Source organism: Microbispora hainanensis, assembly GCF_036186745.1.
GTDB lineage: Bacteria > Actinomycetota > Actinomycetes > Streptosporangiales > Streptosporangiaceae > Microbispora.
The window spans coordinates 487,694-509,251 of the sequence record NZ_CP108086.1; the positions used below are offsets into that span (position 1 = coordinate 487,694).

Genomic DNA, 21,558 nt, shown 5'->3' on the forward strand with positions numbered 1-21,558 from the left:
CCTATGGGGTGAGCCACTGATGTCCACGGCCCCCGTGCCGCGTTCCGGCGGCATCGGGGGCATCGGCGGCATCGGCGGTCCGCTCACCGGTGCGGTTTCCAGCTGCTCAACCGCAAGTGCTCAACCACAGGCGGTCAACGGGCAGATGGTCAGCCACAGGCGGTCGACGGCAGGTGCTCAACCGCAGGTGCTCAACCACAGGCGGTCGACGGTAGGCGCTCGGCGGCAGGTGCTCAACCGCAGGTGCTCAACCGCAGGCGGTCGACGGCAGGTGCTCGGCGGCAGGTGCTCAACGGCGCCGTGCGGGCGCCCGGCACAGGAGTTCGATGACGGCCTCCTCGACCGGCCCGTGGGTGGCGAGCCTGCCCTCGCCGGTGTCCTCGCCCAGCCGCCCGAGAGGGATCGTCCGCCCCTTCTCGTACAGCGCGACGACGCGTGGGTCCACGTAGGAGGCGCGGCAGACCGACGGTGTGTTGCCCAGGTATTCCGACACCTCCTTCATCACCCGGGAGACGGCCCGCTTGCGCCCGGCGCCGCTGCGTACGGGGCGGGAGACGGCGAGCCCGACCGCCGCCAGGACCGTGGCGTGCCAGGTGCGGAAGTCCTTGGCCGAGACCTCGGTGCCGAACGCATCCTTCAGGTAGGCGTTGATGTCGGCGCTCCGCACGTCCACCCAGCCCTCGTCGGTGCGGTAGCGCAGCAGCTCGCCCCTGCGGCCCTTCGACAGCGCCGACAGCACCGCGCACACGTCGGCGTCGGTCAGCACCTGCTCCCGCTCCTTGCGGCCCTTGGCCAGGTAGCGGCACACGACCTCACCATCGCCGCATCTGACGTGCGAGGTCTTCAGCGTGGCCAGGCCGTACGAGTCGGTGTACTCCTCCCCGCCGACGCGGAAGAAGCCGATGTCGAGCATGCGCGCGGCGGTGGCCAGCACGCGCTCGCGGCTCAGCTCGTCGCCGCGCAAGTCGCGCGCGACCCGCTCGCGGAACGCCGGAAGCCGCCGGGCGATCTCCAGCACGTGGTCGAACTTGGCCTCGTCCTGCTGCCTGCGCCACTCGTCGTGGTAGCGATACTGCCGCCGGCCCGCCGAGTCGGTGCCCACGGCCTGGAGGTGACCGTCCGGATGGGCGCAGATCCACACGTCGGTCCAGGCCGGCGGGATCGCGAGGTGCCTGATCCGGCGCAGGGTGGCGTGGTCCTTCACCGTACGGCCGGAGGCCCAGGTGTAGCTGAACCCGCGCCCGCGGCGCCTGCGCCGGATGCCCGGCTCGCCGGGATCGCTCGGCCGCAGCTCGACGGGCGGTGTCTGGAAGACCTTGGCCGCCTCCGCGAGGGTCTCTTCGTCCGGGGAACCCCGGGTGGCCGCCTTGTGGGTCACAGTGCTCATCGCAGCAGCTCCCACGCCTGTTCGAGCACCTCGTCCACGCTCACGTCGCCCACCCACGAGACGTCCTGGTGACCGCACTCCCGCATGCCCAGCCGGGGGTCGGCGGGCGTCCCGCAGACCGGGCAGCCGGACGTCCAGGAGATCAGCGGCCGCTGGTGGCCCCTGCTCAGCGGACCCCAGTTGATCATGTTGCCGCACCAGTAGACGCCGACGGTGGGGGTGCCGGTCGCCGCCGCCAGGTGACGCGGCCCCGTGTCGTTGGAGACCAGCAGGTCGCAGGCGGCGTACAGCGCCGTGAGCCCGCCGAGGGACAGCTCTCCGACGACGGCCCTCGCCGGGGTCTGCATCTGCGCGACGACCTTCTCGACGACGTCCCGCTCCTCCTCGACGCCGGTCACCACCACCGGCCGTCCGAGGCGGTCGGCTACCTCGGCGAAGCGTTCCGGCGGCCATCTCCTGCGCCGGTCCCCCGCGCCCGGGTGGATCGCCACCAGTCCCCTGGGCACCTTGCCGAGCGTGCGGTTCAGCTCGGCCCAGTCCTTCCGCACGACCGCTATCCTCGGCTCGATCTCGGTGGCGGTCGCGCCGACCAGCCCCGCCACCTCCAGGTAGCGCAGGGTCTCGTGCTGGTAGTGGACGTACGGCACCCAGCGGTCGAGCGGCTCGGCGTCGGGGGCGCGCAGGCCGGCCGTCACCCGCGCTCCCAGGCGGCGGATGAACGGATTGGAGTCGCGCCCGCCGCCGTGCATCTGGACGGCCAGGTCGAACCTGCGCCGGCGCAGGTCCTCGCACAGCTCCTCGTACCGTTCCTCGTACGGCTTCTCGGGCGCGGCGGACCCGCCGGACCCGTCGGCCGGGGAGGAGACGCCGGAGATGGGCGGCAACGCCACCACCTCGTCCACCGGACCCGGGCGATCGCGCAGGAACCGCGCGTGCCACTCACGGCCGAGCAGGGTGATCCTGGCGGCCGGGTAGGCCCGCCTGAGCGCCCCGATGGCGGGCAGCGCCAGCAGCAGGTCGCCGAGGGCGCTGGCCCTCAGCACCGCGATCCGCTCGACTCCTTCCACGAGCAGGGCGCTCATGCCACCCGCCCCGTCCCCTCGTGCATCGGACACCCCCATTCGTCCGGCCCGCCGGCTGACCCCCGGCGGAGCACTCGTGTGGAGCGACGTCTGATCCCGGTTACCCCGGTGGGACGGCCCCAAACCGAGCGGACGGGTCTGCGGTGCCTGCTGTTTCCCCTGCGTTTTCGGGGGTAGCCGCCGGGAGATGACGGCGCTGCACCCCGGATATGTCCAGGCCCGTTCGACCGCGGCGATAGCGAACCGGATTCGAGGGTAGAGGGGGCCCCATGACCGAAGAACAACGCTCTCCGACCGGCAAGCCCATGGTGGAGGCGACCCCGATGGATGTGATCCGCATCCGCATCGGGTCGTTCGCACTGGTCTTCTGCGTCGCCGTACTGGTGCTCTCCTTCGTCGGCCGCCTGTGGGTGCTGACGGGGATCGTCGTGGTGATCATGGCGGCCATCGGCCTCTACATGGCCTTCGCCGTACGCAAGCAGAAGAAGCTGGGCGGCGGGCCCCGATCGAGAGGATGACGAGGTGAGCCTGAAGGACAAGGTCGTCGTGGTGACCGGCGCCAGCGGCGGCGTGGGCCGCGCGGTGGTCCGGCAGCTCGGAGCGGAGGGCGCGAAGGTCGCGCTCATCGCACGAGGAGAGGCCGGCCTCGCCGGCGCGGCCGTGGACGTCGGGGCGGAGGGCGGCACCGGAAAGACCTTCGCAGCGGGCGTCTCCGACTACGACCAGGTCCGCAAGGCCGCCCAGCGCGCCGAGGCCGAGCTGGGCCCGATCGACGTGTGGATCAACATCGCGTTCACGACGGTGTTCGCGCCGTTCCTGGAGATCACTCCCGAGGAGTACGAGCGCGAGACCAAGGTGACCTATCTCGGCTACGTCTGGGGCACCCGGGTGGCCCTGGAGATGATGAAGCCGCGCGACAGGGGCGTCATCGTGCAGGCGGGCTCGGCCCTGGCCTACCGGTCGATCCCGCTGCAGTCGGCGTACTGCGGCGCCAAGCACGCGATCGTCGGGTTCACCGAGTCGGTTCGGACCGAACTTCTCGCCGAGGACTCGGGCGTGAAGATCACGGTGGTGCAGCTTCCGGCGCTGAACACTCCGCAGTTCGACTGGGGGTTGAACCGGATGCGACGGCACGCGCAGCCGGTGCCGCCGATCTACCAGCCGGAGGTGGCCGCCGACGCGCTCGTCTACGCCGCCGGGCATCCGGAGCGCAAGGAGTATTGGGTCGGCGGGATGACCGCGGCCACGATCATCGGCCAGCGGCTGGCGCCCGCGCTGCTCGACCGCTATCTCGCGAGGACCGGAGTGAAGTCGCAGCTCACCGGTGACAAGACCCCGACCGGGGTGTCCAACCTGTGGGAACCGGCGGACGAGGACAAGGACTACGGCGCGCACGGCGGCTTCGACCGGCGCTCGCACGGCCGCAGCGTGCAGCTGTGGATGTCGCAGCACCGCCGCCTCGTCACCGCCGCCGGCCTCGGGCTCGCCGCCCTCGCCGGACTCGGCCTGCGCCGCCGCTGACGGCTCAGGCCCGCGCTCCTCTCCCCTACCCGACCCGGCCTCGGGCGAGGTGCCCGGCAGCCCGGTCGGTGATACGCGCGGGTGTGAATATCGCTCTATATCGAGGCACGACCTTTTCCTGCTGATACGTAGGGGCATACCGGGGTAGTCGAGGGCGATGGACGAGCTTGACTACCACTTCCTGTGCGAACTCGCGGCCCAGTTCCGGGTGGACTCGGTGCGGGCCGCCGCGGCCGCCGGCTCGGGACATCCCACGTCCTCGATGTCGGCGGCCGAGCTGATGGCCGTACTGCTCGCGCGTCACCTGCGCATTGATATCGCGGACCCGGCCAACCCGGCCAACGACCATCTCGTCTTCTCGAAGGGCCATGCCTCACCCCTCCTGTACGCGATGCTCAAGGCCGCCGGGGTGATCAGCGACGAGGAGTTGCTGACCTTCCGGAAGCGCGGCAGCCGCCTGGAGGGACATCCCACGCCCCGGGTGCCGTTCATCGACGTGGCCACCGGCTCGCTGGGCTTCGGCCTGCCCGTGGGGGTGGGGCTGGCGCTGACCGCACGGAGTCTGGACCGCCTGCCGTACCACGTCTGGGTGTTGTGCGGCGACAGCGAGCTCGCCGAGGGATCGATGTGGGAGGCGTTCGAGCACGCCGGGCACGAGGGGCTGAACAACCTCACGGCGATCATCGACGTGAACCGGCTCGGTCAGCGCGGCCCGACCCGGCACGGCTGGGACCTCGGCGCGTACGCCGCCAGGCTCGGCGCCTTCGGCTGGCACACCATCGAGATCGACGGCCACGACCCCGGCCAGATCGACTACGCGCTCGCCGACGCCCGGGCCACCCGGCGCCGCCCGACGGCGATCATCGCCAGGACCTGCAAGGGCCGCGGCGTGTCGGCCGTGGAGAACCGCGAGGGCAAGCACGGCAAGCCGCTTGAGGACGCCGAGCGGGCGATCGAGGAGCTCGGCGGGCCGCGCTCCCTCACCGTCGAGGTCACCCCGCCGGACGCCCCGGCCACGCCGTACCGGTACGCCGACGGCACGCTCGACCTGCCGGCATATGAGGTGGGTGAGCGGGTGGCCACCCGGACCGCCTTCGGCGAGGCGCTGGCCGCGCTCGGCACGGCGCGGGGCGACGTCGTCGGGCTCGACGGCGAGGTGGCCGACTCGACGAAGCTGGAGGCGTTCGCCAAGGCGCACCCCGAGCGGTTCTTCGAGTTCTACATAGCCGAGCAGCAGATGGTCGCCGCCGCCGTCGGCATGGCGGCCCGCGGCTGGACCCCCTACGCCGCGACGTTCGCCGCCTTTCTCACCAGGGCGTACGACTTCGTGCGGATGGCGGCGGTGAGCCGGGCGGGCATCTGCCTGGTGGGCTCGCACGGCGGAGTGTCCATCGGCGAGGACGGGCCCTCCCAGATGGGCCTGGAGGACCTCGCGGCGTTCCGCGCGGTGCACGGCAGCACCGTGCTCTACCCCTGTGACGCCAACCAGACGGCCCGGCTGGTCGCGGACATGGCCGGCCTGGAGGGCATCCGCTACCTGCGGACGACCCGAGGCGAGACCCCGGTGATCTACGGCCCGGACGAGGAGTTCCCGGTGGGCGGCTGCAAGATCCTGCGCACCGGCGGCCAGGCGACCGTGGTGGCCGCGGGCATCACCGTGCACGAGGCGCTGGCCGCCGCCGACCTGCTCGCCGAGGACGGCGTCTCCGTCACCGTCGTCGACGCGTACTCGATCAAGCCGCTCGACTCGGCCGAGCTGCTCGACGCGGCCAGGGCCACCGGGAAGGTCGTCACCGTGGAGGACCACTGGCCGGAGGGCGGGCTCGGCGACGCCGTCCTCTCCGCGCTCGCGGACGCGCCGGTGCCGGTACGCAAGCTGGGCGTGTCGGTGATGCCGGGCAGCGCGACCTCACAGGAGCAACTGGAGGACGCCGGCATCGACAGGGGCGCCATCCGCGAGGCCGTCCTGTCCCTGCTCCGCTGAGACCCGCCGAGCCTACCGGTGGGCGGCGAGGGCGCGGGCCGTCGGCGTCCCGGCGTCCGGCGGGTAGTCCGCGACGTGCCCCTGGTAGAGGACGCGGCCGCCATGCCTGCCGGGGCCGGGCCCGAGATCGATCAGCCAGTCGGCCTGCCGGACGACGTCCAGGTTGTGCTCGATGACCACGACGGTGTGCCCCCGGTCGACGAGGGCGTCCAGGACCCGGAGCAGTCCGTCGATGTCGCTCATGTGCAGGCCCGTGGTCGGTTCGTCGAGCACGTACGTCGTGGGCCGCTCGGCGTCGCGCAGCTCCTTGGCGATCTTGAGTCGCTGGCACTCCCCTCCGGACAGCGTGGTGAGCGACTGGCCCAGCCGGAGATAGCCGAGACCGGCCTGCGACAGGTGCCGCAGCGCCCGGTCGACGGCCGTGTCGGACAGCCGGCGCCTGGCCTGGTCGACGGAGAGGGCATCGACGTCGGCGATGGACAGACCGTCGACGGTGTACGCGAGCACCTCGGGGGTGAAGCGCCGCCCTTCACACGCCTCGCAGACGACCTCCTGGCCGTCCATGAAGGCCAGGTCGGTGTAGATGATCCCGAGCCCGTCGCACTTCGGGCAGGCGCCTTCGGAGTTGGCGCTGAACAGCGCGGCGGGGACGCATGCTGACCCTGCTGTCGATCCTCCAGACGGGACGGCCGTTCAGCGGGGACGAACTGGCCGCGCGCCTCGACGTCAGCCCCCGCACCGTGCGCCGCGACGTGGACCGGCTCCGGGAGTACGGCTATCCCGTGGAGACTCAGCCGGGACCGGGCGGCTACTACCGGCTCGTGGCGGGCCGGACGATGCCCCCGCTCGTCCTCGACGATGACGAGGCGATCGCCGCGCTGCTCGGTCTCGCGACTCTCGCCTCCTCCGGTTCGGGCGAGGACGGGGCGTTCGACGACGCGGCCACCCGCGCGTACGGCAAGCTCGACCAGTTCCTGCCCGCGCGGCTGCGGCCGCGCGTGGCCGCGCTGCGGGCGAGCCTGGAGACCGGCCGGCAGCTCGCGCCCGCGGTGAACGCGGCGCTTCTCGCCGGTCTCGCCGAGGCGATCGACGACCGGGAGGTCGTACGGTTCGGTTATCGCGACAGACACGGCGGGGAGAGCCGCCGGCGGGTGGAGCCGCACCGGCAGGTCCATCTGCTTCTGCGCTGGTATCTGCTGGGGTGGGACCTGGACAGGGACGACTGGCGGGTGTTCCGCCTCGACCGCGTCCGCGACCTCGTGCGCACCGGTGTCCGGCACGCTCCCCGCGCCCTGCCCGCCGACGCGGCCCTGGCCTACCTCCGCCAGGGCCTCAACGCCGACCGCCGGCGCGTACGGCTCGTCGTGCGGGCGCGGCCCGACCAGGTGGCCGACGCGTTGAAGTTCGAGGACGCCGAGATGCGCCGTGGGCTCGGCGCCGGAGAGACCCGGGTCACCGTCTGGCTCGACTCCTGGGAATGGCTCGTCCTCGGCCTCGCCCGTCTCGACGCCGACTTCACCGTCATCGAGCCCGAGGACTTCCGCGGTGCCTATGCCGCCTTCGCCCGTCGTCTCCTCGCCGCCTCCGGCCGCCCGGAACCACCGTCCACGTGACAGGCCCTTCCGGGCTGCCGGCGGCGCGTACGAGAGCGATCAGCGGGCCTTGGCGGTCGCCTTACGGTTGGCCTTCTTGATGGCGTCCACGAGCTCGTCCTTGGTCATCTTCGACCGGCCCTGGATGCCGAGGCGGCCGGCGACGTCATAGAGATGCTGCTTGGACGCGTTCGCGTCTACGCCCTCGGCCGTCTTGCCCTGCTTCGGCGTGCCCTTCTTCGCCTGCTCGTCCGACGGTCCGCGTCCCCCCTTCTTCTCCCAGTGGTCGCCCACCTTCTCGAAGGAGTGCTTGAGTGCGGCGAACGCCGTACGGTGGGCGCGCTGGCCCTCGCCGTACGTCTCGACGGCGGAGTCGTGCGCCTTGATCCACGTCTCCTGGGCCTCCTTGGGCGAGCGCTCCAGGGTCGAGGGCAGTTCCTTACGTCCTGGCATGTTCCATGCCTCCCTTCAGGCCGTCGGAAGTCCGTTGGAGGGGGTCAGATGGTGGGGTCGTCGTAGCGCCGCTCCTCGTACACGTGGCGGCGGGTGGCGGTCGTGTCCACGGGGGCGGCAGCGGTGACAGTGGTCCTGCGGCGGACCGTCGTCAGGCGCCAGATGCCGAAGAGCAGCCCGGCCAGGCCGCCCACCATGAGGATCACCCCGATCACCTGGATGTCGAGGCCCGCGATGGTGAAGTCGACCGCCCAGGTGAGGATGGCCCCCAGCATGATGAGGATGATGCTTCCGGCGATGGTCATGGCTTTCCTCCTTCGCCTTCTGCTCTATCCCCTCCACGGATTCCAAACGTCGCATGCGGGTGCCCGCATAGGGCAGCATTGCGAGTTATGACCGATATCCCCATTGTGGTGATGGGACTCATGGGCGCCGGGAAGAGCACCGTCGCCCGGCTGCTCGCCGACGCGCTCGGCCGTCCCATGCGCGACAGCGACGCCGATCTGGAGGCCAGGTTCGGCACGACCGCCGCCGCGATGGCCGCCGGTGTGGGCGCGGACGAGCTGCACGCCCGAGAGGCGCTGGTGCTGCGGGAGGCGCTGGCGGACCGTCCCACCCCTGTCGTCGCGGCCGCCGCCAGCACGGTCGAGGACCCCGAGACGCGCCGTGCGCTGGCCTCCGCCTTCGTGGTCTTCCTCGACGGCCCGCCCGAGGTGCTGGCCGAGCGGATGAAGTCGAGCACCCACCGCCCGCACTTCAAGCCCGACCTCGTACGCATGCTGACCGAGCAGCGCGACCTGCGGCTGCCGTGGTTCCGGGAGGTCGCGGACGTGACGGTCGATCCCTCCACCCACAGGCCCGAGGAGATCGCGGCCACGGTGCTCGCGCGTCTCGACGGCGCGAAGACCCGCTGAAAAGAAGACCCGCTGAAAAGACGTACGGAAAACCCTGCTGAGGAGACCCGCAAAAAGCCCTGCGCCGACGACAGGACCGCCCGATCCCAGGGCGGGTCAGGTTGAGCGGATCCGCCGGACGGGCCGCGCGTGAGCCGGGCGGATCAGTGGGGGCACGTGGTTCGGGCCGGCGGGCGCGCCGGTTTGGGCGGGTCAGGTGGCCGGGCCGCGCGTGAGCCGGGCGGGTCAGGTGGCCGGGTCAGCCGACCGCGATGCGCATCTGGTGCGGGACGACGGGCAGCGGCGACGGGCTGCCGGACCCGGCGAGAAACCAGACGGTCTTGCCGCTCCGGCCCGAGCTGGCCACTCCCCAGTCGTCGGCGAGTTCGTCCACGATGAGCAGGCCACGGCCGCCGACCGAATCGATGTCCGCCTCGCGCTGGTGCGGCACGCCCTCGCCCTGGTCGAAGACCTCCCCGTACACCCAGGTGCCGTTGCTGCCGAGCCGCAGGGTGAAGACGTTCCCGCCGTGCCGTACGACGTTGGAGGCGAGTTCGCTGACGATGAGGCAGCAGTCGTCCACGAGCTCGTCCAGGCCCCACCGGCCGAGCTCGCGGCGGACGAGAGCACGTGCCTCGCCGACACTCGCTCCGATGGCGGGCAGGAGGCATTCCGCGGTCCAGACAGGGGCCGGGTCGACCGGCGCCGTACCGAAGGGGAGAGTCACGCGCGCCTCCTTAGGCTCATGGGAGCGCTCCCACGGCTCAAGATACGGCACGCAACGCAGTCATGTGAATTCAAAGAAACAAGATTGTTTCCGGTCAATGCCCGTTCCGTGATGCGCGGAAAGGAGGAAAGGCCATCGATCTTCTGTACGTTGCCGGGAGTGCGCACGTCAGCGGCACCCCATCCGGCATGCCCCGCCCGCCACCGTGACCACGGAACGTGCCCACACCACCGGCTTCACCATGAAAATAGCTGAAATACGAGCATCCGTGACTCGCGATGCACGCAGACCGAATCATCTCGCATGTCCACTGTGCGACATAAGACCCAATTCGTCCGGCCTGCCGCTCACCCGAGCGCGGTGATCCCCCAGCGGTGGGCGACCCGTTCCCCGGGGGCCAGGCGCACCAGGCACTCGCCGGTCGCGAAGGCGTTCGGCGGGCAGCTCATCGGCTCGACCGCCACTCCGGCCCGCCGGTACGGCTCGGCCAGCGTGTCCCCCGTGAAGACCTGGAGCCACTCGACGCCGGACGCGGCCCACAGCTCCACGCCCCGGGATCCGCCGGACGTCCGGAGCCGGGCCCGCACCAGCCCGTCGCCGTCCCGCCGCAGGGACGTGTACGGGGTGTCGAGCACCGTGCCGCCGATGCGGCGTCCCGCGCGGAAGTCGTACTCCGTGCCCTCGACCGGGCGACGGCCGGTAGGGATCTGCTGCTCGTCAACCGGAGTCCACTCGGCCGCGGGCAGCTCCAGCACGGCGTCGTCCACCGTCTCCTCGCCGAGGGTGAGGTAGGGGTGCGCGCCCATGCCGTACGGCGCGACGCCCTCCCCCACGTTGACGGCCGCCACCTCGACCTCCAGGCCCGCCTCCCCCAGGGCGTACGACGCGGTCAGGTCGAGCACGTGCGGATAGCCGAGCTGGGGGAACAGCCGCAGCCCGAGCCGGATCGAGGCGTCGTCCCGGTCGAGGACCGTCCAGGGCATCAGGCGGGCGAAGCCGTGCGCGGCGTTGCCGGTCCTGGGCTCGGTGATCGCGAGCTGCCTGGTCTCGCCGTCGAAGTCGTATCTGCCGTCGCGCACCCGGTTGGGCCAGGGCAGCAGCAACTGTCCGGCGGCGCCCACCGGCTGCGCGTCCGCGGGGAACGACATGATCAGCGGCCGCTCGTTGTACGTCAGGGCGCGCAGGCCCCCGCCCACTTCGGTGACGGTCGCCGCGTATCCGTGCGCCGCGATCGTGTGCTGCGTGCCGGTCGGGGAAACGGCTTCGCGAACCGCTGATTCTGTCATGAGAGGGATTTTCCCATCCGGCCCATGACGCCCGCAGGGCACCCTGTGGAGAGCCTCGGGGCCGAGACCCGGCGGACTCTCGGGTCGTGAGCCCGGCAGCGGACCGGGCCCACGTCCTGGGCGTCACGTGGAGAGCGTCTTGCCCGCAAGGCCCTCCTGCGCGGTGAGCAAGGCGCGCAACTCCTCCGCGCTTTCGCCGCATGCGGTCATGATCAGGCCCCGGTCCATCTCGATCCGGGACAGCGACCTGGTCAGCCGGGTCGCGTACCAGCGGCCGGCGTCGCTCCTCCAGATCGACCAGCGGCCGGCGTACTCGCTGCTCAGTTGTCTCCAGGCAGCGTCCTCGGCTGAGAACCGCACTCGTCACCACCTCCAGGCTCTGTGCCGGGAGACAACGGTGTGCTCATCCGGACACGATTGGTAGTGAGAAGCGGTCTCCCCCCTCCGGCCGCACCGCCACACCGGCCCCGACGAAGATCTCCCGCCGGTTGCGGTGACTTCACCACGACTTGATCCCCGTTCCTCCCGTACCACCTGTCTCATGCCGGGTCGCGGGAACGACGCTGGTATGCGCGGGGCACGAGTGTCCGGGCGCGAGCAGGCGCGGCGAGGTGTCGTGTGGCAAATGTCGCCTCTCGGGTCATGCCGTACATGGTTTTACTACCTTGCCGGACAGAGAGTCAGGGGAGAGATTCGAGAGGGCCGACATCGAAAACGAAGGGAAGGTCACTTATGCCCGGACTCCCGCGGCTGCCGTTCGAGCGGCCGGACGTCCTGGGGATATCCCCCGGCTTCGGCGAACTGCGAGCCATAGCGCCGATCGCCAAGGTCACGACCGCCATGGGCGACGAGGCATGGCTGATCACGGGCTACGAGGAGATTCGGCAGGTGTTCGCCGACGACAGGTTCGGCCGCTCCCACCCCACCCCCGAGACCGCGGCCCGCCTGTCGAACAACGCCCTCCTCGGCGGCCCGACCGGCCAGTACGCCACGGAGCGGTCGGTCCACAAGCAGATGCGGCGCCTGCTCACCCCCGCGTTCTCGGCCCGCCGCATGCGGATGTTGTCGGACCGGATCGGGTCGCTGGTCGGGGCGCTGCTCGACGGGCTCGACGAGCAGGGCCCGCCGGCGGACCTGCACGCCGGTCTGTCGCTCCCGCTGCCGATCCAGGTGATCTGCGAGCTCCTCGGCGTGCCGTACGAGGACAGGACCAGGTTCCGGGCCATGGCCGAGGCGATGACCGACCTGACCGATCCCGAACGGTCCGCCACCGCCCAGATGGAGATGAACACCTACACCTACGAGATCGTGAAGGCGAAGCGGGACAACCCGGGCGAGGACGTCTACTCCGACCTGGCGGAGGCCTCGCTGCCGGAGGACGACGTGGCGAGGATCGCGGGTGGCCTGCTGTTCGCCGGCCACGAGACCACGGTCAACCAGATCGACTACGGCGTGCTGCTGTTCCTGCGCAACCCCGCCCAGCGTGACGCGCTGCTGCACGACCCCTCCCTCGTGGACGGCGCCGTCGAGGAGATCATGCGGGTGGCCTCGCCGAGCGAACACGGGCTGGTGCGTTACGCGCACGAGGACGTCGAGGTCGCGGGGGTGCGGATCCGCGCGGGTGAGCTCGTCATGCTGTCCACCCCGGCGGCCAACAGGGACGAGCGCGTCTACCCCGACCCCGACACCTTCGACATCCGGCGGCGCGATCCCCAGCCGCACGTCGGGTTCGGCCACGGGCCGCACCACTGCCTCGGGGCGTCCCTGGCCCGGGTCGAACTGCGCGCGGTCTTCGGCTCACTCTTCACGCGCTTCCCCGCGCTGGCGCTCGCGGTGCCGTACGAGGAGCTGAAGGCGCACACCGACAGGCTGGCCGGAGGGCTCCAGGCGCTGCCCGTCACCTGGTGAACGTCAGGAGGTGACAGCGGTCCGCCTCCCCGGCCGGTCGACGTGGAACGGGATGCTCGTGTCCCCGTCTCGCGCCCGGCCCCGGTATCGGGCGAAGCCCGATGAACCGGAAAACGGCCGCGCGCAGCCGGGGGCGCGGGCGAAGCCCCGTGAGCCGGACGACGGCCGCGCGCGGCCGGGGGCGCGGGTAACCGCACGTCGACAGCGACGGCGAGCAGGGCCGGGCCGCCCATCAAGCGGGCTCGGCCACGCGCCCAGCGGTTCGGCGCCGGCTTCCGTGCCGGCTTCCGTGTCGACTCCAGTGTCAGCGTCGCTGGCGGCGTCGGCTTCAGCTCCGATTTCCGTGCAAGGGTTCGGTGCCGGCTCCAGCGTCGGTTTCGCCACCGGTTTCGGTGTCGGCTGCCAGCCGGTACGCGCGATCGCGCAGCCGCAGCACCACCGTCGCCAGCAGCGCCGCGACCAGCGAGCCGGTCAGGACCGCCAGCTTCACCTGGGCGTCGCGGGCCGTGCCGAGGCCGAACGCCAGCTCGCCGATGAGCAGGGCCACCGTGAACCCGATGCCGGACAGGATCGCCAGCCCGCCGACGTCCACCCACGCCAGCCCCTCGTTGATGTCCGCACGGGTGAAGCGGGCGGTCAGCCAGGTGGCCGCCATGATCCCCAGCGGCTTGCCCACGACGAGCCCGACGACGACGCCCAACGACACCGGGTCGGCGAGCAGGTTCGTCACACCGTCCAGCCCTCCGAGCGGCACCCCCGCGGACAGGAACGCGAACAGCGGCACGGCCACCCCGGCCGAGATCGGGCGGAACCGGTGCTCGAAGTGCTCGGCGAGCCCAGGCCCCGCCTCCGGACCACCCGCCTTCTCACTGCGCAGGACCGGGACGGCGAAGCCGAGCAGCACCCCGGCCACCGTCGCGTGCACACCCGAGGCGTGGACCAGTCCCCAGGTCAGCGTGGCCAGCGGGAGCAGCAGCCACCACGAGCGCACCCGCCGCTGCACCAGCACGGCGAAGACACCCAGCGGCACCAGCGCCGCCAGGAGCGGCAGCACCGACAGATGCGACGTGTAGAACACCGCGATGATCACAATGGCCAGCAGGTCGTCCACGACGGCCAGCGTGAGCAGGAACGTGCGCAGCGTGGCGGGCAGCCGCCGCCCCACCACGGCGAGCACCGCCAGTGCGAACGCGATGTCGGTGGCCGTCGGAGTCGCCCACCCCCGCGCCTCGCCGTCCATGAGGGAGTTGACCAGCAGATAGAGCAGCGCCGGGACGATCACACCACCGACGGCCGCCGCGACGGGAACGACGGCCCGACGAGGATCGCGCAGGTCCCCGGCCACGAACTCGCGCTTGAGTTCCAGGCCGGCGACGAAGAAGAAGATCGCCAGCAGCCCGTCCGAGGCCCACTTGGCGAGGCTGAGGTCCAAATGCCATGCGGCCGGCCCGATCGTCGCCGAGCGCAGCCCCTCGTACGCCTCCGACCAGGGCGAGTTGGCGCAGACGAGGGCCGCGACAGCGGCGATCAGGAGCAGTGCGCCGCCGATCGTCTCCTTGCGCAGGATGTCGGCGATGCGACGGGTCTCAGCCCGGGAAGCGGGACCAAGGACAGACAGGCGGCGGGTCGGGGCCATGACGCTCCGTTTCCGGGTTCGATTCGACGACCGCCGACCAGACTTCCCGGCACCCCACACCCATCCTACGAGCGCATCGGACCGAGTCATCAGCCGCGCCATTAGCGCGCACCCCTGCTGCGCCTTCCGTCCCAGGTCCTCAGTCGTCCCAGGTATTCTCCTCGGCCGTTCCCACAGATCTCCTCGGCCGTTCCCACAGATCTCCTCGGTCGTCCCACGGGTTCGCCCTCGGTGAGCGCCTGCTCATCGGTGCCGGAGACGAAGGTTCTCGATCTACGCCTTGTTTCTACCGGCCGCTCCGTGTCCGACCCTCCACGTCCAGGACCTCCGTGTCCGGCCACTCCCCGTCCAAGCCCTCTCCGCCCTATTCGTATCCGCCCTCCGTGTCTGCCCCCTCCAACTCCAGGCCCTCTCTGTGTCCGGCCCTCTCTGTGTCCGGCCCTCCATGTCCAGGACCTCCGTGTCCGGCCACTCCCCGTCCAAGCCTTCTCCGCCCTCTCTGTGTCCGACCTTTCCTCTCGGGCGCGGGAGGCGTCAGAAGGGTGGTTCGTCACGTTCGCCTCCGAGCAGCGATCCGTACGCCCCGGCCTTGGGAGCGGGCGTCCCCGTCCCGCCGGCCGGCTTCGGCGGCGTGGCTGCTCCCGTCTCCCGCTGGGGAGACTCCTGCGGAAGTGGCGGCTCGGTGGCCGGGGCCATGGTGGGGGTCTCGGGGAGGTCGTCGAGGTACCGGTAGGACGTCGGGCTGGGCTGACTGCGGGGATGCGGACTACAGGCGGGGATGATGATCTTCGGAAGAGGACTCGGGTACCGGTGCCCCAGCGGGCTGGTCCAGACGACCATGTGAGGGCCCGCAGTGCTGACGCGCCAGCCGCCGTGGTGCCGGGCGCGATGGTCGTGGCGGCAGGCCAGGTGCAGGTTCTCCGCGTTCGTAGGCCCCTGCTCCGCCCACGGGAGGATGTGGTCCTGGTCGGTTCGGGTGGCAGGCGTGCGGCAGCCGGGCCAGGAGCAGACCCGGCCCCGTATCTGCACATAGCGTCGTAAGGCCGCTCCGGCTTGACGCCGGCGCTCCGAATCGGCCCCGCCGCCCGCCGTCCCCTCGGCTCGCCTGTCCGCCATACCGTTCATGTGCCGGCCCGCGGTGACCCCCTCGCCAGTGGCCAGGAGGGAGGCGGCGTGGGCGGACAACTCGGCGACCACCGGCGCCCACGCTCCGAGGACGCGGGCGGGCCGGGCGGCCAGCATCCGCAGGTGACTGAGGGTGATCTGTAGTTCGACGAGGCCGCCACGCCGCCGGTCACGGGCGGGGCGGTTCCGGCCCGGGGCGTGAGGACGGGCCCGGACGAGCCCGGTCAACGCCAGGTGGCCGTTGTCGTAGCAGATGGCGTACCGCCACTGCCCACCGAGCATGCCCTCGACGATGCACCGGGCCAAACCAGGGTGGACGACTCCCCAGCCGGGCAGATGGGCGGGATGCTCATCCAGGCTGAGCAGCGTGGTGAGCTCCAGCCGGATCTCCCGCACCGTCCACCCTCCGGTGCCCATCCGGACATCGGCATCCCCCTGTACCTGAGCGTGGGCATGCTGGAGCCCCACCCGGTCGGCCCCAGCTTCACCGGGCGCTGGCCTGGCAGGTCCAGCTTCATCGGGCGTCGGCCTGTCGGGTCCAACCTTGTCGGGTGCTGACCTGCAGGGCCCGGCCCTACCAGTCCCAGCTTGACCCGGCCCTGACCCGTTGGGCCCCACCTTGTCGGGCACGAGCGTGTCGGGTGCTGACCTGTCCAGCTCAGCTTGGTCGGGCACGAGCGCGTCGAGCTCAGCCTCGTCGGGCACGAGCGTGTCGAACGCCGGCCCGTCGGGCGCTGGCTTGCCGGGCGCTGACCTGTCCAGCTCAGCCTTGTCAGGCCCAACCTTGTCGAGTGCTGACCTGTCCAGCTCAACTTGGTCGAGCACGAGCGTGTCGAGCTCAGCCTCGTCGGGCACGAGCGCGTCGAACGCCGGCCCGTCGGGCGCTGGCTTGCCGGGCACTCGCTTGTCGGATTCGGCCTCACCTTGCCCGGTTTCATGATCGGGCGTACAAGGCGCTGTTTCCTCCGACCCTGCCGAGTGCGGCTCCATGGAGTGCGAGCCGCTCGCGGACGACAGTCCGCCGGGCCCATTCCCCGGGTGGCTACACGGCTCCGTGTCTTGGTCTCGCTCGGCCGCGCCGCTATCGGCCTCGGCCGAACCGTCAGCACCATTAGCACCACCACCATCAGCGCCGCCTGTGCTGTCGGCACCGCCGGTGCCGCCGGCGCCGTCCGCGCCGCTGGCCCCGCTGATGCGACGGCCATCCCGCTGATCGAGGTCAGCGTCAGGACGCATGCCATCACCGGGGTGGTCAAGGTCGTCACCGCTGCTCCTGGTGCCCCCGTTACCCCTGGTGCCCTCGCTGCTACCGGCCCCGTCATGGCCATCGACGTGGTTGTCATCGCCAGGAAGGTCGGGATCAGCACCCGGGCGCACTCCGCCACCGTCTCCGGGGCGGTCAGGGCCGTCACCGCCGCCATCGCTGCCGCGCTCGCCGCTGTTGTCACCACCGGAGCCGTCGCTGTTGTCACCACCGGAGCCGTCGCTGTTGTCACCACCGGAGCCGTCGCTGTTGTCGTCACCGGAGCCGTTGTCGTCATCGCCTTCCCGGGAAGGAAGGGTGTCGTGGAAGGGATGGCAGAGGACATGGGTGACGATCTCCTCATCCGACATCCCCTCGAACGTGCCGTCCAGGCTTCCGAGGAAGAGGTCCACCCGGATGTGATCGATCGGACGGCGGTCACCGGCCCGCTTGCACGCTCGGGCCAATTCGTCGATTCGGTCGCACCCGGCCGCCGCCCGGTCCAGCGGCAGGTCCAGCCCGGACACGGTCGCGGTGCCGTCCTCGTTGCGGGTCCCCACCACTCGGCGGCGGCGTACCGCCTCGGTGTACCGGCGTTCGGCCCAGGCGGGGTCGATCGCCAACGCAAGGCGCTGGATCCGCTCGATCAACTCTCCCACCGTCCAGGACGACGCCTGGGGCACCAGCTGGTCGCATACCAGAGCGGCCTGCTCGTCGGTCAACCCGACGGTCCAGCGGACGAACGCCACCGCGCGGGGTTCGTCGAGGGTCCCGGCCAGCATCGCCTCGCCCAGGATCGGCAACCGCCGATGAATGTTCCAAGCCAGCTCGAAGGTTGAATCGGCGCGGCGGCGTGACCACACCAGCGCCGCCCGCGCCTCATCCGGGCCGAACTCATCCGGCACCTCCAGCCTCACCACGTCGTCGCCCGAGAACGAGTCCCGCAGTCCCACCTCCAGCAAGGCCCGCAAGAACCACGCCCGGTCATGGCAGACCTGCCGGTAGGCCGCCTTGAGCACCTCCACCGTGTCGAACCCGGACACACGCTCCACGTTCACCTCGGCGAGCAGCCCGGCCAGCTCGGCACCCGGAGGTGTCATCGTGAGCCCGTCCGGTATCGGAATCGCAGCTCGCCTCGGCGCGAACGAGCCGACCCCGCTCACCCCGTGAGAAGAGGAGGAACGGGCACGATCAGAAGCAGACGGCACACGCGGCGACGAGGGCGCACCAGGCATCCGAGCCGCGGACGGCATGGACTGCCCAGGCCGTCCCTGAGTCCTGGATGACGCGGAGTGCGCCCGGAACAAGGCGGACGCGGACGGGCCTGGCATTGCCGGGAACCTCCTTCGCAGGCCGGAGACGAAAGCACTATGGGCTCCCGGTCGCCCGGACCGGGACTTACTCACACAGACTCGGCTACTTCATCAACCGGCACAGAGGCCACAGACCAGAACGCCAACCAAGCTCATCCGTAACAACTACTTCAGAGATTAACCGAACACGCTATCGAAAACAAGCCTGACCAGCGCAAATGTGGAGTCACAACCTAACGCGCTGCCTCCAGAATCGTGAGAGCGGAGCACTGGCTGCGTACAGGTCGCCCCCGGCGGCGTGCCACTCGGCGGCACAGGTCGTGCACTATGGCGAGCGACTCGGCGGCACAGGTCGTGCGCTACCGCGAGCGACTCGGCGACCGGCATGTACAACCGGCGGGCATGCTGGGGCACCGACGCCCACACCGGCAGCGCCACCGAGAACGACACCGGACAGCAGGCGGCCGGCAACGGGCAGCGCTGGCACCCTGGCAGCGGGACAGTACAAACAACGGCTCTGTCCCGTAATCATTCGCGCTGGGCAGGCCCCTGGCAGCGGCGGACAGGCGGCTCCGGCCGGGCTTTTCAGCACGACGTTCGCCTTGGACGGCCCGGGCGAGCCCCGAAATTGCCCATCTCGGGCTGGCGAACGGGAGGCTGGGGCGCAGCGCACCACAGAAGACCGGGGGAAGATGCCGCAGAGATGAAGAAAGCCCAGATCGGCTGTGCCGACCTGGGCTTTCATCTGGTGCGCCGCCAGGGACTCGAACCCCGGACCCGCTGATTAAGAGTCAGCTGCTCTAACCAACTGAGCTAGCGGCGCCCGCGATGTCCGTAACCTTAGCAGTCCCGCGAAGGTCGCGCACATCGCTCGAACGATGATCGGGATGTCGTGGCTCAGCTTCGCCAGGCGCCACTGGAGAAGGGCACCGGCTCGCCGCGCAGACCCGGCCCGTCGCCCCACTTGGTGACGACGTACTGGATCGGGATGTGACCCTGGTCGCCGCTGATGGTCAGCGTGTCCTGGTTCCAGGTGGTGCCGGTGAGCTCGGCGAAGGTCTTGCCGTCGATGTCGAGCATGACGCCGCTGTCCGACGGAACGCCCGGGCCCCGGTCGCCGATGAAGAACTTGGCCATCTTGCCCTTGTAGAAGATGTAGCCCTCGGTGCCGAGCGGCCAGCTCGGGCTGGCGAACAACCCCTGCTGCATGGGCTTGCCAATGGCCGGCAGACCGGTGTCGCCCTGGCGACCCGAGCAGTCGTCCCAGAAGTAGGAGCCGGTGGTGCTGCCCTGGAGCAGGACCTCTTCGTTCGCCGGGATGGCGAGGGCGAGGGAGGGCTGGCCCGCCGGCAGGGCGGCGGTCACGTTCGCGGCCTCCTTGACCGGCTGCTCGACGGGCGCGGGCACGGCGGCCACAAGGGACGCGGTGACGGCCACCGCACCGACGAGCGTCGCCGCGGTGGTGAGGCGTCGGTTGCCCGGCAGGTCAAACAGAGTCTTCATCAGGGCTGGGGATCTTTCGTGAGACGACAGAAAATGGCCATGCGTCATCTAGGGACCTGCATGCGGCAGACCGCGAAGACGGGCCACGTGTCCGGGCAAGAGAAGTCGATCACCCGGAGGCGTGTGCGCTGAAGCTATGGCGATCGGCCGGAAGGCCGTCGTGAGTCAGACGTGTGATCCGAGATGCCTTGGCTCGGAGGTCGGTGTGGGGTCACCCACGGTGATCTCCTCTCCAAGTCCAATCCAGCCACCGGTCGGCGGCAAATAGGACACTACAGGACGAGTCAGGACAGAGCAAAGCATGAGTCGCATAGCGCCCAGAAGATCTACCTCTGACCCCGTTTACCCCAAGAGCGTCTACGGCTCGCCGCCCCACCTTTGTGATGTTGACGGTGCGTAACGAAGGTGCGCCATCCGCGCACGGCAAAGCGCGGGGGCCGTACGGCAAGAGACCACAAAGAAAATCACCAGGGACGGCGCGGTAGAGCAACCCACCTCAAAAGCGGAACCGCCGAGCGAGGTGAAGACCGCCGGTTTACCAAAGCAAAGGCTGTTTGCCAGGGACGACCAGGACGAGGCCCGGCGCCCTGACCGCTGCGGTGTCCATCAGTGTCCGCAACGTTCACCGGCGTGGAGAGAGCGGAGCGGAAGGGAACAAGGACCGCAGCGAAGGTCCAGCCGAGGGACTTCACCAGGGAGGGCCGGAGGTTCCTTACGGCGCAGTGGCCCACCCGGCCAAGGACACCCTACGAGCGAGGGACGGCAAAGACGACTCCGGACTCGGTGAGCAGCACGATGCCGGGATGGTCCGGCACCTGCGCGGTGTACCGCTGGACCGGGACGAGGCCCGCTGTCCAGCCTGTACGGCTCACGACCCGGCTGGCGTGCTATCCATTGACGTTCCTGCCCCACACGCGAGGGACGGCAAGGGGGTCCGGACTCGCCCAGCGTGGCCGGGCCAACGGCCCGCTCGCGGCGACGCGACAACGATGGCGGGAGGGCGGGACGGCGACGGCGGGAGGGAGTGGCAAGGGAACGGCCAAAGCCACGGCAGCAACGGCGACGGCGGCAAGGGGACCGCGGGACGACGGCCACGGCGGGGGCAAGGGGAGGGAGGGATGGCAAGGGGGATCGTGGGAGGGCGGCAACGGCGACGACGGCAAAGGGACGGCGACGGCGGGAGGAGTGGCAAGGGGACGGCCACGTCCACAGCGGCGATGGCCGGCGAGGGGACGGACGGGAGGAGAACGGGTAGAGAACACTGGAAATGCCGGAGCCGGGCAGTCCCCCAACTGCCCGGCTCCGGATTAAAGCGGTTCCGCCAGGAATGCCCTCCCCAAAGGCACCGGCGGGTCCCCCGCTTTCCGGACACGGTTCCCCCATCCGCGTCCTTTATCGAGAAAGTCTGTCGTCCTCTCCCTGAGGACTTGCTTCAACACTACAAGGGGCCCTGTCATGAACTCGTCATAGGCAGGTTGATTTCCGGCCTACATCCGGGCAGGCCTTGGCCGCCCGTGCTACCTCCCGAGGTCCAGTTTGACCTCGGTGCCTTTCTGCAGCGACCGGCTCACCGTGCAGTGGCGCTCGTGGACCCGCCGGGCGACGGCCTCGAAGACCTCGCCGGAGTCCCCCGGGGGCAGCTCCACGTCGTACGTCACGGTGACCGAGCGCAGCAGCGTCGGGCTCTCCTTCTCGGCGGAGACCTCGACGGCCAGCCGTACGAGCCGGTGGCCGCGCTTGGCGGTGAGCGGCTCGACGGTCATGATGTTGCACCCGCCGACGGCGGCCAGCAGCAGCTCCACCGGGCTGAACAGGCCGTCACCGGAGCCCATCGTGATCTCGGCGCCGCGCTCGTTGCGGGCGACGAACCCGTTGTCGGTCCGCTCGACGCGTACAGAGCCCATG

18 protein-coding genes and 1 tRNA gene are annotated in these 21,558 nt (G+C 70.5%); 6 read left to right on the forward strand and 13 right to left on the reverse strand.

What is annotated here, in order from left to right; genetic code table 11:
- Positions 1 to 289: 289 nt before the first annotated feature.
- Together OHB01_RS02210 and OHB01_RS02215 are read right to left on the reverse strand one after the other, a co-directional pair.
- Positions 290 to 1,387: a DNA topoisomerase IB gene (locus OHB01_RS02210; protein ID WP_328854877.1), complete on the reverse strand. Its 1,098-nt coding sequence runs from the start codon at positions 1,385 to 1,387 to the stop codon at positions 290 to 292.
- Positions 1,384 to 2,469, reverse strand: a complete 1,086-nt coding sequence (locus tag OHB01_RS02215; protein ID WP_142645971.1) for a glycosyltransferase family 9 protein — start codon at positions 2,467 to 2,469, stop codon at positions 1,384 to 1,386. The genes OHB01_RS02210 and OHB01_RS02215 overlap by 4 nt, the downstream gene beginning before the upstream one ends.
- A gap of 269 nt (positions 2,470 to 2,738) precedes the next feature.
- Between OHB01_RS02215 and OHB01_RS02220 the strand changes: the two genes are divergently transcribed.
- The 3 genes from OHB01_RS02220 to OHB01_RS02230 all read left to right on the forward strand — a co-directional run bounded on the left by OHB01_RS02220 (position 2,739) and on the right by OHB01_RS02230 (position 5,974).
- A complete protein-coding gene (locus OHB01_RS02220; RefSeq protein WP_142645972.1) occupies positions 2,739 to 2,987 on the forward strand; it encodes a hypothetical protein in 249 nt (82 codons plus the stop codon).
- A gap of 10 nt (positions 2,988 to 2,997) precedes the next feature.
- Positions 2,998 to 3,990: an SDR family oxidoreductase gene (locus OHB01_RS02225; RefSeq protein WP_419197582.1), complete on the forward strand. Its 993-nt coding sequence runs from the start codon at positions 2,998 to 3,000 to the stop codon at positions 3,988 to 3,990.
- Positions 3,991 to 4,147: 157 nt separating this feature from the next.
- The gene (locus tag OHB01_RS02230) at positions 4,148 to 5,974 is read left to right on the forward strand and encodes a transketolase (RefSeq protein WP_328709320.1); all 1,827 of its coding nucleotides are present in this window, start codon (positions 4,148 to 4,150) and stop codon (positions 5,972 to 5,974) included.
- Between the two features lie 12 nt (positions 5,975 to 5,986).
- Here OHB01_RS02230 and OHB01_RS02235 read toward each other — a convergent pair whose 3' ends face one another.
- The gene (locus OHB01_RS02235) at positions 5,987 to 6,538 is read right to left on the reverse strand and encodes an ATP-binding cassette domain-containing protein (protein ID WP_147943457.1); all 552 of its coding nucleotides are present in this window, start codon (positions 6,536 to 6,538) and stop codon (positions 5,987 to 5,989) included.
- A gap of 89 nt (positions 6,539 to 6,627) precedes the next feature.
- Between OHB01_RS02235 and OHB01_RS02240 the strand changes: the two genes are divergently transcribed.
- Positions 6,628 to 7,587, forward strand: coding sequence for a helix-turn-helix transcriptional regulator (locus OHB01_RS02240; RefSeq protein WP_328709319.1), 960 nt, complete (start codon positions 6,628 to 6,630; stop codon positions 7,585 to 7,587).
- 39 nt (positions 7,588 to 7,626) lie between these two features.
- Here the strand turns inward: OHB01_RS02240 and OHB01_RS02245 are convergent, their stop codons facing one another.
- Together OHB01_RS02245 and OHB01_RS02250 are read right to left on the reverse strand one after the other, a co-directional pair.
- Positions 7,627 to 8,019 (reverse strand): ChaB family protein, encoded by a 393-nt coding sequence (locus OHB01_RS02245; protein WP_142645974.1) that lies wholly within the window; start codon positions 8,017 to 8,019, stop codon positions 7,627 to 7,629.
- Positions 8,020 to 8,063: 44 nt separating this feature from the next.
- On the reverse strand, positions 8,064 to 8,324 hold the full coding sequence (locus OHB01_RS02250) for a DUF6458 family protein (protein ID WP_142645975.1): 261 nt from the start codon (positions 8,322 to 8,324) through the stop codon (positions 8,064 to 8,066).
- Positions 8,325 to 8,411: 87 nt separating this feature from the next.
- Here OHB01_RS02250 and OHB01_RS02255 point away from each other — a divergent pair, with 87 nt between their 5' ends.
- Entirely contained in the window at positions 8,412 to 8,933 is a 522-nt protein-coding gene (locus OHB01_RS02255; RefSeq protein ID WP_205829933.1) for a shikimate kinase, read from the forward strand.
- Positions 8,934 to 9,171: 238 nt separating this feature from the next.
- Here the strand turns inward: OHB01_RS02255 and OHB01_RS02260 are convergent, their stop codons facing one another.
- The 3 genes from OHB01_RS02260 to OHB01_RS02270 all read right to left on the reverse strand — a co-directional run bounded on the left by OHB01_RS02260 (position 9,172) and on the right by OHB01_RS02270 (position 11,285).
- Positions 9,172 to 9,639: an ATP-binding protein gene (locus OHB01_RS02260; RefSeq protein WP_168065700.1), complete on the reverse strand. Its 468-nt coding sequence runs from the start codon at positions 9,637 to 9,639 to the stop codon at positions 9,172 to 9,174.
- Positions 9,640 to 9,986: 347 nt separating this feature from the next.
- Complete coding sequence (locus tag OHB01_RS02265) at positions 9,987 to 10,925, reverse strand: aldose 1-epimerase family protein (RefSeq protein WP_142645977.1); 939 nt, start codon at positions 10,923 to 10,925, stop codon at positions 9,987 to 9,989.
- 123 nt (positions 10,926 to 11,048) lie between these two features.
- The gene (locus tag OHB01_RS02270) at positions 11,049 to 11,285 is read right to left on the reverse strand and encodes a hypothetical protein (RefSeq protein ID WP_142645978.1); all 237 of its coding nucleotides are present in this window, start codon (positions 11,283 to 11,285) and stop codon (positions 11,049 to 11,051) included.
- Positions 11,286 to 11,657: 372 nt separating this feature from the next.
- Here OHB01_RS02270 and OHB01_RS02275 point away from each other — a divergent pair, with 372 nt between their 5' ends.
- Positions 11,658 to 12,833, forward strand: a complete 1,176-nt coding sequence (locus OHB01_RS02275; RefSeq protein ID WP_328854879.1) for a cytochrome P450 — start codon at positions 11,658 to 11,660, stop codon at positions 12,831 to 12,833.
- A 328-nt stretch (positions 12,834 to 13,161) separates the two neighbouring features.
- On the opposite strand, the gene nhaA is transcribed toward OHB01_RS02275, so the two are convergent.
- The 5 genes from nhaA to OHB01_RS02300 form a co-directional block, all read right to left on the reverse strand.
- The gene (gene nhaA / locus OHB01_RS02280) at positions 13,162 to 14,469 is read right to left on the reverse strand and encodes a Na+/H+ antiporter NhaA (protein ID WP_142645980.1); all 1,308 of its coding nucleotides are present in this window, start codon (positions 14,467 to 14,469) and stop codon (positions 13,162 to 13,164) included.
- Positions 14,470 to 15,003: 534 nt separating this feature from the next.
- On the reverse strand, positions 15,004 to 17,880 hold the full coding sequence (locus tag OHB01_RS02285; protein WP_328854880.1) for an HNH endonuclease signature motif containing protein: 2,877 nt from the start codon (positions 17,878 to 17,880) through the stop codon (positions 15,004 to 15,006).
- Positions 17,881 to 18,896: 1,016 nt separating this feature from the next.
- Positions 18,897 to 18,973: transfer RNA gene (locus OHB01_RS02290), tRNA-Lys, on the reverse strand.
- Between the two features lie 74 nt (positions 18,974 to 19,047).
- A complete protein-coding gene (locus tag OHB01_RS02295) occupies positions 19,048 to 19,653 on the reverse strand; it encodes a hypothetical protein (RefSeq protein ID WP_142645982.1) in 606 nt (201 codons plus the stop codon).
- 1,517 nt (positions 19,654 to 21,170) lie between these two features.
- Positions 21,171 to 21,557, reverse strand: coding sequence for an OsmC family protein (locus tag OHB01_RS02300; protein ID WP_142645983.1), 387 nt, complete (start codon positions 21,555 to 21,557; stop codon positions 21,171 to 21,173).
- Position 21,558 lies beyond the last annotated feature (1 nt).

What these genes read in the sequence shown, in the direction of transcription:
- OHB01_RS02210 (WP_328854877.1), bottom strand. Translation starts at nt 1,387, where the DNA reads ATGAGCACTGTGACCCACAAGGCGGCCACCCGGGGTTCCCCGGACGAA.
- OHB01_RS02215 (WP_142645971.1), bottom strand. Translation starts at nt 2,469, where the DNA reads ATGAGCGCCCTGCTCGTGGAAGGAGTCGAGCGGATCGCGGTGCTGAGG.
- OHB01_RS02220 (WP_142645972.1), top strand. Translation starts at nt 2,739, where the DNA reads ATGACCGAAGAACAACGCTCTCCGACCGGCAAGCCCATGGTGGAGGCG.
- OHB01_RS02230 (WP_328709320.1), top strand. Translation starts at nt 4,148, where the DNA reads ATGGACGAGCTTGACTACCACTTCCTGTGCGAACTCGCGGCCCAGTTC.
- OHB01_RS02235 (WP_147943457.1), bottom strand. Translation starts at nt 6,538, where the DNA reads ATGGACGGCCAGGAGGTCGTCTGCGAGGCGTGTGAAGGGCGGCGCTTC.
- OHB01_RS02240 (WP_328709319.1), top strand. Translation starts at nt 6,628, where the DNA reads ATGCTGACCCTGCTGTCGATCCTCCAGACGGGACGGCCGTTCAGCGGG.
- OHB01_RS02245 (WP_142645974.1), bottom strand. Translation starts at nt 8,019, where the DNA reads ATGCCAGGACGTAAGGAACTGCCCTCGACCCTGGAGCGCTCGCCCAAG.
- OHB01_RS02250 (WP_142645975.1), bottom strand. Translation starts at nt 8,324, where the DNA reads ATGACCATCGCCGGAAGCATCATCCTCATCATGCTGGGGGCCATCCTC.
- OHB01_RS02255 (WP_205829933.1), top strand. Translation starts at nt 8,412, where the DNA reads ATGACCGATATCCCCATTGTGGTGATGGGACTCATGGGCGCCGGGAAG.
- OHB01_RS02265 (WP_142645977.1), bottom strand. Translation starts at nt 10,925, where the DNA reads ATGACAGAATCAGCGGTTCGCGAAGCCGTTTCCCCGACCGGCACGCAG.
- OHB01_RS02275 (WP_328854879.1), top strand. Translation starts at nt 11,658, where the DNA reads ATGCCCGGACTCCCGCGGCTGCCGTTCGAGCGGCCGGACGTCCTGGGG.
- nhaA (WP_142645980.1), bottom strand. Translation starts at nt 14,469, where the DNA reads ATGGCCCCGACCCGCCGCCTGTCTGTCCTTGGTCCCGCTTCCCGGGCT.
- OHB01_RS02295 (WP_142645982.1), bottom strand. Translation starts at nt 19,653, where the DNA reads ATGAAGACTCTGTTTGACCTGCCGGGCAACCGACGCCTCACCACCGCG.
- OHB01_RS02300 (WP_142645983.1), bottom strand. Translation starts at nt 21,557, where the DNA reads ATGGGCTCTGTACGCGTCGAGCGGACCGACAACGGGTTCGTCGCCCGC.